The following is a 10,905-nucleotide window of genomic DNA, read 5'->3' on the forward strand; positions in this document are numbered from 1 at the left end:
CGTGCCGACATGGAATGTATAGGGACTAAATGAACAGCTGTCTTTAAAGGAAGAAATAGTGATTCTATAAGCTAGTTAATGAAATGCAATGAACTGAAAGGCGAGCCGTATCAGCGGGACTAAAAACAGAACTGTTATTGCATAGAATATATCCCTATTCACCAGTCCCCGCTTTAGCTTTTTCCATCAACTTCTTCCGAAAGTACGCCGCCGTCGCATTGCCCACTTTGAGTGCATTCGCATGTTTCATCCAGTGGTGCGTATCATTGACGATGATGAGCGTCTCCAGATCGACGCCTTTGGCTTCGAGGCGACGGACCAGATCCGTACTCTGATTGAAGCGGACGTTGCGATCGTCGTCGCCGTGGATAATGAGTACGGGGGAGGTCCAGGTGTTGATGTAGGCCGTCGGTGAAGACTCCCAGGCTATTTTTCCTACTAAATCAGCGTCGGGGGCTCGCTCGTATCGGTCGGGAGCCGTGACGGACATAGTACGATCCGTCGTCCAGTCGTGTACCCCGTGAATATCTACGCCTGCCGCAAACAGCTTCGAATCCTTAGCCAGGGCCATGGCCGTCAGATAACCGCCGTACGAACCGCCATAGATGCCAATCCGGCTCTTATCCACAAAAGACTGCCTGGCCAGCCAGTCGCCCGCCGCTTTGATGTCGATGTACTCCGCCGCTCCGCTCGTGTTAGCTCCGGCGGGCTGGTGAAATTCAAAACCGTACCCAATGCCCAAGCGATAATTAACCGAGAGTACCGCAAAACCCAGGCTGGCCAGGTACTGATTCGTGGCGTAGGCATTGGCGTAATAATCCGAATAATTCCAGCCGAGTAACATTTGTCGCATGGGTCCGCCGTGCACGTAAATAATCGCGGGCTTCTGGGCGGGACCACCCGTCGGCTCAAAAAGCTGGGCGTGTACGGTGAAGCCATCGGGCGTTGTATAGATAACCTGTTTGGGTATGACCAGCGACCGTTGCGGGAAGTTTGCCGGAATTAAAGACTCGCCCAGTAGCTTGGGCGTCCCTTTGCCAAAGGGCATCACGGCGGGCAGGGGAGGTCGTTGGGCCGTAGCACTGATCAGAGCCAGCGACGTACCATCCCCCGTGATGACCGGTGTCCACTCCAGTCCGTTACCGGGCGTCAGAACTTCCATGTCGGCTTTGTCCACGGGTACCCGGGCCACGTGCCGACGATCCAGATCCTGCGGATCAGAACCTACATTCACGCTAAACGTAAGCCACTGGCGGTCCGGACTCAGGCGAATATGCTCCGTTGTGAACGCCCCCGGCGTAAGCAGCAAGGGTGTGCCGCCCGTGGAAGGCATCGAATACAGATGTGGCCAGCCATCCTGATACGACAGAAAAACAATACGATTCTGAGCGGCCCAGTGGAGGTTGAAACCGCCGTTGGTAGCCGGTACGGAGCCCGCCAAAGTCCGGGGAGCCTGCCAGAGTTGCGTGGCCTTGCCGGAAGCCACATTAACCCGCCAGATGGACCAGGGGCGGTGCTTGCGAACCAGTACGGAATCTGGTGCTCCACCCGTACCGGGCGTACGCACAAAGACCAGATTGTTTCCATTCGGCGACCACCGGGGGCTACGGTCGTGAGCGAAGGAAGGGGCCAGCCACCGGAGCGGCGTCTGAGCGTTGGTATAGATTCCAATGAGTGAGTGGTCCCCACGATTGGAAACAAAAACCAGCTGGCTACCGTCGGGCGACCATTCCAGCGAATGCGTAGTACCTCGCGTCGAGAAAAGCATTTTTGCGGGTTCACTACCGTTCACGGGTACCGACCAGGGCTGCCCGCCTTTCAGGAAAGCAACGGTTTTACCATTCGGCGACAGCACCGGATAATCGCCATCACTGAGTCGCTTAGGTTCGCCGCCCTTAAACGGAACGGCCCAGATTTCTACTTTGGGGGCAAAGGGCAAACCATCGACGTTTACGCCCAGATGTTCGTCCCAATTCGCTCCATGCTCGCCGCCGCGTACGTATACGACCCATTGGCCATCGGCTGAAAGCGTAACACTGGTTAGCTCCTGCCCATCATCTTTAGTATACGGGGTGACTTTGCGGGGTGTATACGACGGACCTTCGGCTACGTAAATGTTGCGTTTGCCCTGTTCGTTGATCGTCCAGGCAATACGGGAACCTTTGGCGGCCGCCGTTAGGTCCGCAGGGAAAGGATAGGATTTGACGGCTTCGAGTGAAAACGATTGGGCGTAGGAAACACTAGAGGCGATACTCAGCAGCCCTACACATCCGAGCAGACGGAATAGATAAAACATAGAATCGGAAGGTTCAATGGGTGTATGTACATACGGCGAACATACGAAGCCGCATGCGTATAGACGAGTAAAGATAGTTTTTCATTCGCCTTTTTCTGGTTTTTCAGATAAAACAGGAGGTATAAAGGACAGATGGTAAAAGAATGGCTATGTGTTTGAGGTCTAACGTAGACATGCCTTGACTGAAGCTAGCCTTTATTGGTAGGCCTGTTGTTAGAAAATGAATACGACTTTTTGCCCCTTCGTACCATATTAATTGAATGGGATTGGAATGAACCCATCATTTTCTTGCTTATTGCTCAGTCAGATGGCGTACCTTTGTAGCGGCAACGCAGCATAGATTTGACACCAAAAATTCTCTTCATCACCCCACCTTTCACGCAGTTAAATACCCCGTACCCGGCCACGGCGTACCTGAAAGGTTTTCTGAATACCAAAGGCTACGAATCGCATCAGGCCGATCTGGGCATTGAGGTGATTCTGCAGTTATTTTCACGAAAAGGATTGCAAACAATGTTCGATGCACTGGTCGCCAATGACAGCATCGAGCTTTCCGATAACAGTTACCGCATTTATTCCCTGCGGGATGAATACATTCAGACCATCGGTCCGGTGATTCGTTTCCTCCAGAACAAAAATCCAACGCTGGCTCACGCCATTAGCGACCGGACTTACTTGCCCGAAGCATCACGCTTTGCTCAACTGGATGATCTGGACTGGGCCTTCGGAACGATGGGTACGCACGATAAAGCTCGTCACCTGGCAACGCTGTACCTCGAAGACCTGGGGGATTTGATTACCGAAGCCGTCGATCCGCATTTTGGCTTCAGCCGTTACGCCGAACGACTGGGACGCTCGGCCACGCATTTTGACGAACTACACACCACGCTCCAGGCTCCGGACACGTTGATTTCAACGATACTGACCGATTTGCTGGAAGAAAAAATCCGGTACTGGCAGCCCACCGTCGTATGCCTGACGGTACCTTTTCCGGGCAATCTGTACGGAGCGTTGAAGTGCGGAAAATACCTGAAAACCCATTATCCCGAGATTGCCGTAGTCATGGGTGGTGGCTATGCCAATACCGAACTCCGCTCGCTGAAGGAAACCCGGGTGTTTGATTACCTGGATTACGTATGCCTCGACGACGGCGAAGCCCCCTTGCTGCATTTGCTGGAATACCTGTCCGGCACCCGAACGGTAGCCAATCTCAAGCGGGTCTTCACGCGAATTGATGGAGCGGTCCATTATTTGAATGGTACCAAAGAACGCGACGTAGCTCAGCGGGATACCGGAACGCCCGATTACCGCGAATTACCACTAGCGGATTATTTGTCAGTGATTGAAGTCGTGAATCCCATGCACCGCCTCTGGAGCGATGGTCGCTGGAACAAGCTGACCCTGGCTCACGGCTGTTACTGGGGCAAGTGCTCCTTCTGTGATGTGACGCTCGATTACATCAAACGGTACGAGCCCATGACGGCCTCGCTGCTTTGTGATCGAATCGAAGAAATTATCGAACAGACGGGACAGAATGGCTTTCATTTCGTGGACGAGGCTGCTCCGCCCGCTCTGATGCGAGAACTAGCTCTGGAAATCATTCGCCGAAAATTGACGGTAGTCTGGTGGACGAACATTCGTTTCGAGAAGAGTTTTACGCCCGATTTGTGTATGCTACTCAAAGCCTCGGGCTGCATTGCCGTATCGGGGGGACTGGAAGTGGCTTCGGATCGACTACTGGACCGGATGAAAAAAGGCGTAACCGTGGCTCAGGTGGCTCGCGTGGCCGATGGCTTTACGCGGGCGGGCATTATGGTACACGCTTACCTGATGTATGGATTTCCCACGCAAACGGCCCAGGAAACGATTGATTCGCTGGAAATGGTGCGGCAATTGTTTGAGCTGGGTATTGTACAGTCAGGATTCTGGCACCGCTTTGCCATGACGGCCCACTCGCCCGTAGGTTTACAGCCGGAAGCATTCGACGTACAGCGGATTGGCCCCATTGCGGGCGATTTTGCCGACAACGACCTGGATCATGCCGACCCGCTGGGAGCCAACCACGACCGCTTCGCCGAGGGGTTAAGGAAATCGCTCTTTAACTACATGCACGGCGTTTGTTTTGAGTTCCCTTTGCAGGAGTGGTTCGATTTTCGGGTACCGAAAACGACGATTCCGCCGAATTATATTCAGCGAAGCGTGGAAGATCAGGAAGAAGACATTCGTCCCAATGCCCTGACCGTCTGGTTGGGAAAGGAGCCTTCGCTGGCTTTTTTTGAGGAAAAACGCGGGAAACACCGGGTCGATCTGGCCGAATTGACCTTCTACGATCGAAAGCAGGAATGGGGCTTCGTAACAGATGCGGCTACGGGTCAATGGCTAACGGATACGCTACCAACCATTCAGGTAACCGAACCGGCGTCGTTCGAAAAAATAAAACAGTCCTACGAAGCAGAAGGCTTGGGTAGTTTTCAGGCCTTTTTATCGTCCGACATTGGCGGTAAATTGCGTGAAAATGGTTTGCTCATTGTATAACTAGGTTCGTCAACCCCGAAGGGGTTCAAGATAAATAGACCCGTATGCAATGCGGGCAAACTTAATTCACAGGAATAAACTAGTATGAAAGATCCACTCGAAGGCAAAACCCTGCAAATGATTTTATTTCATTTGGTCGATTATTACGGCTGGGATCAACTGGGCTTACGGATTCGGATCAGGTGTTTTACCCATGATCCCAGTATTAAATCGAGCCTGACGTTTTTACGGAAAACGCCCTGGGCTCGTAAGAAAGTAGAAGAATTGTACCTGGAAAGTCTCGATTAGACATTCCGGTAAAACACATGGCCTATGAAATTTGAAGAATATTCCATCGCTCCGGAAATAAAGAAAAGTCTGGTCAAACTCGGCTTCAAGCGGCCGACAGACATCCAGTTTAAATCCATTCCTCCCATTTTAAAGGGTGAGGACGTACTAGCGATTGCCCAGACTGGTACCGGAAAAACGGCGGCTTTCGCCATTCCGGTGCTGAGCATGATTCACAACCGGAAGCAGACCAAACGCAGTACCGGCATCAAGTGTATCGTGATGGTACCCACCCGCGAGCTGGCCATCCAGATTACGGAGGTTTTCCAGCAAATCGGTCACCACTCCAAAGTAAAGTCGTTCTGTACCTTCGGTGGTGTGGAACAGGGGCCGCAGATTGCCAAACTGGAAGAAGGCATCGACATTCTGGTGACGACACCGGGACGGATGTTTGACCTGACGAGCCAGGGGTACATTCATATGAATAGCGTAGAAATCCTGATTCTCGATGAAGCGGATCATATGCTGGACCTGGGCTTCATCAAGGATATTCAGGACCTGATCAAGTACCTGCCCAAAAAGCGACAAACCCTGTTCTTCTCGGCCACGATCAACGAAACGATCAAAAAACTGGCGTATTCGCTGGTTACGAATCCCATCCGGATTCAGATTTCGCCGAAAGACCCCGTTTCCAAAAATATCGATCATGCCGTGGCATTTGTGGAAATGGACGACAAACGGTTTTTCCTGGAACGGCTCATTAATGAGCATCCCGAAAGTAAACTGCTGGTTTTTGTCCGTACCAAAGTTCGGGCCGAACGCGTCAGTAAGGCTCTTGAACGGATGAGCATTGCCAGTCAGACCATTCACGGAGGAAAGGAACAAACGGATCGCTTGTCGGTACTCAATGATTTCAGGAAAGGTGAAACAAAAGTGCTGATTGCGACCGACGTCAGTGCCCGGGGAATTGATATTGCCAACGTAGATTACGTCGTCAATTACGACCTTCCGGAACAGGCCGAAAACTACGTACACCGCGTGGGCCGTACGGGCCGGGGTACGCAGCGGGGGCACGCCGTATCGTTTTGTAGTACGGAGGAAAAGCCCATACTGAAAGAAATCGAAGCCTATTTGACCAAGCCCATCAAGGTTTTGAACATTGATCAGTTAGACTACGAAGCCACGATTGATCTGGGAGCCGATAGTGAAAAAAATACCGATTGGCGGAGCCTGATTCAGGAAGAGGAAGAACGACTTTCGAAAGTCAAGAAAAAGAAGAAAAAGCAGTTGTAGGTGGGGGTGCAGTTTGAGTGGGGTATGAAGTTTAAGGTTTAAAGTTTGAGAAAGGTATGAGGTTTATGGCGGGGAGCTGCTCGCTTTTCAGTCCTCAAAGCTCAACGTCGAAAATTGGTATCTGAATGAATACTACTCCTTGCGGGGTTGAATGAAAAAGCGTCCGGGGTTTTGCCCCGGACGCTTTTTTGTCGATTTAAACCTGGGAGTAGCCCGTAGGTTCCAGAAACACTCGCTGGATTCGCGAAACGGTGTTTGCGTATTCGGGGAGCCCGGAAATGCGTTTCCAGTCGGGGTCGCTGCCGAATTTTTTCCAGTTGGCATCGCGTTCTTCCATGTTTTTGAACGTCAGCATGTACGTCAGACAGGGGAGAGAATCGCCGATTTTGACTTCACCAAAGAAAACCGGCGTCAGGCCCACGTTGTTGAATACCTTGATTTCCGCGTCGTTGAACATGGCAATTTTCCGGCGAACGGCGTCTTCACTGAAGCCTTCGTAGGTACGCAGTTCAAAGATTCGACTTTGTTTGGTATCCGGAGCTACGACCTGCGGAAAACCCGAAAATCCCTGCATCAGCGACGATTTGTACCGGGCATACGAGGCTCGTTCGGGCATCAGGTTCCGGTAGTTTTCGCTGGCTTTCTGAAAATCCGAATCCTTGGTCAATCGGCTGGCCGATTCTGCGTAGGCATTCATCGATGCGTAGGGAATCAGGACATATACCATTGGAGGTTCCGATTTTCCCATCTCCCGAAATACACCTACGGTTTTTACGCCCTGCCGATTCAAAGCGGGAATCAACGCCGTTTTCAGGTACTCGTCCAGAGCATTTCCTCCTTTCAATTCATAGACACGAAGTTCAAAAAAAGCCGCTTCAGCCTGGGTGGCAGCCTGTGCGGGTAAGGTAGCAGCCGTGGCCGCAAGTACGGAGGAGGTAACAAATTTCCGGCGATTCATGAATGAGTAGAGGAATGTTTACGTCAAAAACAGCTACAAATATAGTTGAACGTATAGCCATTTGCGTATACCTAAAGTATCCATTATACCGTCAAAATAATCTTTCCGATGTGTTCGCCTTTTTCCATCAATCGGTGAGCTTCGGCGGCCTGCTCAAGCGGGAAAGTCCGGTATACCTCCGTGCGTATTTTGCCCTGTTGTACCAGAGGCCACACTTTGGCTTCGATGTCGGCCGCAAGCTGAGCTTTGAAATCAGCGGTACGGGGCGAAAGCATACTGCCCGTTAGCTGTAGTCGCTTTGACATCACATCCATGATGTTAATTTCCGTTTTCACGCCATCGAGTCCGGCCAGCCAGCACAGGCGACCTTCGGGCCGGAGCAGACGCAGGTGTTTGGCGGTGTAATTGCCGCCTACATAATCGAGTACAACGTCCACGCCCGTATCCGAAAACTCGGCTTCAAAATCCTGCGTACGGTAGTTGGCACAGCGATCGGCTCCCCATTTACAGGCAAAGGCACACTTTTCGTCGGTACCCGCCGTGGCATACACGCGTACACCAAAGGCTTTGGCCATTTGAATCGCCGTCAGGCCAATTCCGCTGGTGCCGCCCTGTACGAGCAGAATTTCGCCGGGTAGTATTTTCGTTCGTTGAAATACGTTACTCCAGACCGTAAACAGCGTTTCGGGTAACCCGGCTGCTTCGATCATCGACAAATCAGCGGGTAGAGGAAGGCAGTGCCGGGCGTCGGCCAGGACATACTCGGCGTAGCCACCACTCGCAATGAGGGCACAGACGCGTTGCCCCTTTTTCCATTGTTTAACCGTGGGGCCACAGGATTCAATCGTTCCGGCTACTTCCAGCCCCAGTACGGGAGGTGTTTCGCCGCCGTATTTTCCCTGCCGCATCATCAGATCGGCCCGGTTAATTCCCGCCGCTTCTACTTTAATGAGTACCTGGGTTTCATTGGGTTGCGGTACCGAACGGTCCTGTACCTGCAATACATCCGGATTACCGGCTTGGGTGACTACTACTGCTTTCATGGGATGGGTAGGGTTTGAAGAGGTTTAAGTGGTGTATAGTTTGAATGACGTTTGAAAAGGCCGAAGGTTTAAGAGGGTTTGAATACGCTTTCAAGTTTGAAAAATGGCCCCTTTCGGGAATGACTTAGCTGGTGGGAACGAGTAAATTATTGCTTCAACTTTCCAGCATTCGAACCGTTACCAGCAACTGCCCTAAATGCCGCATGGTGTGTTCCGCCGAATGTACGTACAGACCCAGTACCGTGGAAGGAAGTTGGGCCCGACCCACGCCCCGCGTTTCGGTGAGCGTTTGCACGTCCGTATGGCGGAGCTGTTGCAGAGCTTGATCTACCTGTTGATTGAATTGCTCGACTAAGGCCGTAACGCTTTGTTCATTCGGCAAGCCTTCTGCCGCCAGGTACGCGAGCTGCGTTTCCGTCAGGGCTTCGCTCCGGGCGTAGGTATACAATCGATCCAGTACACCCGTCAAATGCTGGAGGTGAAAACCCGGAGAAGCGACGCCCGAGGGTCGTTCCCACAGTCGCACGTTCGGAAATTGAGCGGTCAGAGCTTGAATTTCTTCCCGTGCTTGCAGCAGGGCATGGGCCACGGGTTGTAACAAATCAGGTGTTTCGGGTAAAGGGCCACGGAGCCAGACTTCACGCAGTTCAGCCATAGTACAATGAATGGTTCGAATGGTAAAACGCTAAAAAATCGTTCAAAGGAACCGCTGGTTTTAGCTGAGTGATAATTGGGCAAACGTTTCCTTACCTTCGGGAGCCTGCTTCAAACGGGTAATCAATTGCAGGGATCGCTCCACGCGTAACTGCGTATGTTTTACCGCGAGTACCGTGCGAATCAGAAAGCGTTGTTTGCCCGGAATGAGTGCCCGAAAACGTCGTTGGCCTTCGTCATCAAGACGCAGTACTTCCTGTAATTCCTCCGGCATTTCCAGTCCGAATTCGCTTTCATCCGGCCTGAGTTGCACGTGTACTTCGCTGCCGGGTTTTAGTTTCAGTTTCCGAAGTCGTTCCTGATTAATCGTGATATAGGCATCGCCCTGGCCGTGAGCAACCAATCCACAGGGCCAGGTAAGCGTGCCATTGATCGTACAAAAAAGACGAATCTTGAACGTGCCGATTTGCTGTACGATCGCAGCCGGTACGGGAATGTAGGATCCCGCGAGATGATCGAGAGAACGAATGACAGTAGGATACTCAATCGGATCGATAGGGGCCATGCGTAAAATGGATTGCCGGGAACATTCTTTTTGCGAATGTAGGTGCCGTAAACTTGCAAAAAAGTACGGAAATGTATGAAAAAACACGTGTACACCCTGGCCTTCGTTCTGTGTACGACGTTAGGCATGGCCCAATCCTCGAAGCGTACGCTGGAAGAAGCGGCTCAGTTTGGAAAATATCAACCCGTAGGACTAGCGATTTCGCAGGAGGGACGAACCTTCGTTACGTTTCCGAAGTGGTCCAGGGATTATAAAAACGCCCTGATTGAAATCAAGTCGGATAGGACTCAGGTGCCGTACCCGAATCAGGCCTGGAATCAGGAAGATTCCTTACATCCCCAGGATCATTTTGTGAGTTTGCAGGCCCTGTATGTGGATGCTGATAATACCCTCTGGGCTTTGGATCCGGCCAATCCGAGTTTCGGAAAATCCATTCCCGAGGGAATTAAATTGTTGAAAATTAACCTGAAAACGAATGCTGTCGAACGTATTTATCGTTTTGAAGACCTGCCCCGGGAGAAAACGGGACTAAATGATGTGAACGTGGATACCAAACGCCAACTGGCGTTCTTATCGGATCCCGGACGGGCCGCCGTGGTCGTGCTGGATTTAAAAACGGGCAAAAGCCGGACAGTACTTGAAAAACATCCTTCTACTACGGCTGATCCCGCGTATAAGCTTACGATTGATGGAATCGAGGTAAAGGATCAGTCGGGGAAACCGTTCAGTAGTAACGTGAATGGCATTGCTCTGGCGGGAGAATATTTTTATTACCGACCGATTACCCAGACTCAATTATACCGCATCCCGACAGCGGCTCTGGCTGATACTTCATTACCGAAAGCAGAACTGGAGTCGAAAGTAGAAGCCGTCGGGAAAGCGGGCATTTCCCACGGAATGTTCGCCGACAACGCTGGAAATGTGTACATGGGGGATTCGGAAAAGAAAACACTGTATCGATTCAACGCCCAGAATCGTACGTTCGAAACGCTGGTACAGGACGAACGATTGCTCTGGCCCGATAGCTTTGCCATTGGTCCGGATGGCTATTTGTACGTAACGGCGGCTCAGTACCAGCGGGCTCCTAAGTTCAACCAGGGACAGAATCGGGTGGATTATCCGTATCGCTTGTACCGGGTGAAATTGTAGGATTTCCCGCATTGCATACAGGGCTATTTAGTTTGGAGTTGAGGCGTTCGAATTGGAGAGTGTATGACCGGTGCAAGTTTGCATTGGAGATAACGGGTTCCCCGTATTGCATACGGGGCTATTCACGTTGAACCCCTTCGGGGTT

Annotated in this window: 9 protein-coding genes; 4 read left to right on the top strand and 5 right to left on the bottom strand. The window is 51.6% G+C overall.

Going from position 1 to position 10,905, the window contains the following annotated elements; translation table 11 throughout:
• Positions 1 to 154: 154 nt before the first annotated feature.
• The gene (locus BWI93_RS15580; protein ID WP_094812902.1) at positions 155 to 2,296 is read right to left on the bottom strand and encodes a prolyl oligopeptidase family serine peptidase; all 2,142 of its coding nucleotides are present in this window, start codon (positions 2,294 to 2,296) and stop codon (positions 155 to 157) included.
• Between the two features lie 342 nt (positions 2,297 to 2,638).
• Here BWI93_RS15580 and BWI93_RS15585 point away from each other — a divergent pair, with 342 nt between their 5' ends.
• The 3 genes from BWI93_RS15585 (at position 2,639) to BWI93_RS15595 (ending at position 6,391) form a co-directional block, all read left to right on the top strand.
• Positions 2,639 to 4,831, top strand: a complete 2,193-nt coding sequence (locus BWI93_RS15585; RefSeq protein WP_094812904.1) for a radical SAM protein — start codon at positions 2,639 to 2,641, stop codon at positions 4,829 to 4,831.
• A gap of 84 nt (positions 4,832 to 4,915) precedes the next feature.
• The gene (locus tag BWI93_RS15590; RefSeq protein WP_094812906.1) at positions 4,916 to 5,119 is read left to right on the top strand and encodes a VF530 family DNA-binding protein; all 204 of its coding nucleotides are present in this window, start codon (positions 4,916 to 4,918) and stop codon (positions 5,117 to 5,119) included.
• A 24-nt stretch (positions 5,120 to 5,143) separates the two neighbouring features.
• The gene (locus BWI93_RS15595) at positions 5,144 to 6,391 is read left to right on the top strand and encodes a DEAD/DEAH box helicase (protein ID WP_094812908.1); all 1,248 of its coding nucleotides are present in this window, start codon (positions 5,144 to 5,146) and stop codon (positions 6,389 to 6,391) included.
• 196 nt (positions 6,392 to 6,587) lie between these two features.
• On the opposite strand, the gene BWI93_RS15600 is transcribed toward BWI93_RS15595, so the two are convergent.
• From BWI93_RS15600 to BWI93_RS15615, 4 genes are all read right to left on the bottom strand, one after another.
• Positions 6,588 to 7,349, bottom strand: a complete 762-nt coding sequence (locus tag BWI93_RS15600; protein WP_094812910.1) for an NIPSNAP family protein — start codon at positions 7,347 to 7,349, stop codon at positions 6,588 to 6,590.
• A gap of 83 nt (positions 7,350 to 7,432) precedes the next feature.
• The gene (locus tag BWI93_RS15605; protein WP_094812912.1) at positions 7,433 to 8,392 is read right to left on the bottom strand and encodes an NAD(P)H-quinone oxidoreductase; all 960 of its coding nucleotides are present in this window, start codon (positions 8,390 to 8,392) and stop codon (positions 7,433 to 7,435) included.
• Between the two features lie 154 nt (positions 8,393 to 8,546).
• The gene (locus BWI93_RS15610) at positions 8,547 to 9,047 is read right to left on the bottom strand and encodes a DinB family protein (protein WP_094812914.1); all 501 of its coding nucleotides are present in this window, start codon (positions 9,045 to 9,047) and stop codon (positions 8,547 to 8,549) included.
• Positions 9,048 to 9,107: 60 nt separating this feature from the next.
• Positions 9,108 to 9,611 carry a YdeI/OmpD-associated family protein gene (locus tag BWI93_RS15615; RefSeq protein WP_094812916.1) on the bottom strand — a complete coding sequence of 168 codons (504 nt, stop codon included), beginning with the start codon at positions 9,609 to 9,611 and terminating at the stop codon, positions 9,108 to 9,110.
• A gap of 75 nt (positions 9,612 to 9,686) precedes the next feature.
• Here BWI93_RS15615 and BWI93_RS15620 point away from each other — a divergent pair, with 75 nt between their 5' ends.
• Positions 9,687 to 10,760, top strand: coding sequence for an L-dopachrome tautomerase-related protein (locus BWI93_RS15620; protein WP_094812918.1), 1,074 nt, complete (start codon positions 9,687 to 9,689; stop codon positions 10,758 to 10,760).
• The last annotated feature ends 145 nt before the right edge of the window (positions 10,761 to 10,905 follow it).

The organism is Siphonobacter sp. BAB-5385 (assembly GCF_002261125.1).
Classification (GTDB): Bacteria; Bacteroidota; Bacteroidia; order Cytophagales; family Spirosomataceae; genus Siphonobacter.

Coding starts and splice junctions, on each gene's coding strand:
- BWI93_RS15600 (WP_094812910.1), bottom strand. CDS start 7,349: ATGAATCGCCGGAAATTTGTTACCTCCTCCGTACTTGCGGCCACGGCT.
- BWI93_RS15595 (WP_094812908.1), top strand. CDS start 5,144: ATGAAATTTGAAGAATATTCCATCGCTCCGGAAATAAAGAAAAGTCTG.
- BWI93_RS15615 (WP_094812916.1), bottom strand. CDS start 9,611: ATGGCCCCTATCGATCCGATTGAGTATCCTACTGTCATTCGTTCTCTC.
- BWI93_RS15620 (WP_094812918.1), top strand. CDS start 9,687: ATGAAAAAACACGTGTACACCCTGGCCTTCGTTCTGTGTACGACGTTA.
- BWI93_RS15590 (WP_094812906.1), top strand. CDS start 4,916: ATGAAAGATCCACTCGAAGGCAAAACCCTGCAAATGATTTTATTTCAT.
- BWI93_RS15605 (WP_094812912.1), bottom strand. CDS start 8,392: ATGAAAGCAGTAGTAGTCACCCAAGCCGGTAATCCGGATGTATTGCAG.
- BWI93_RS15580 (WP_094812902.1), bottom strand. CDS start 2,296: ATGTTTTATCTATTCCGTCTGCTCGGATGTGTAGGGCTGCTGAGTATC.
- BWI93_RS15610 (WP_094812914.1), bottom strand. CDS start 9,047: ATGGCTGAACTGCGTGAAGTCTGGCTCCGTGGCCCTTTACCCGAAACA.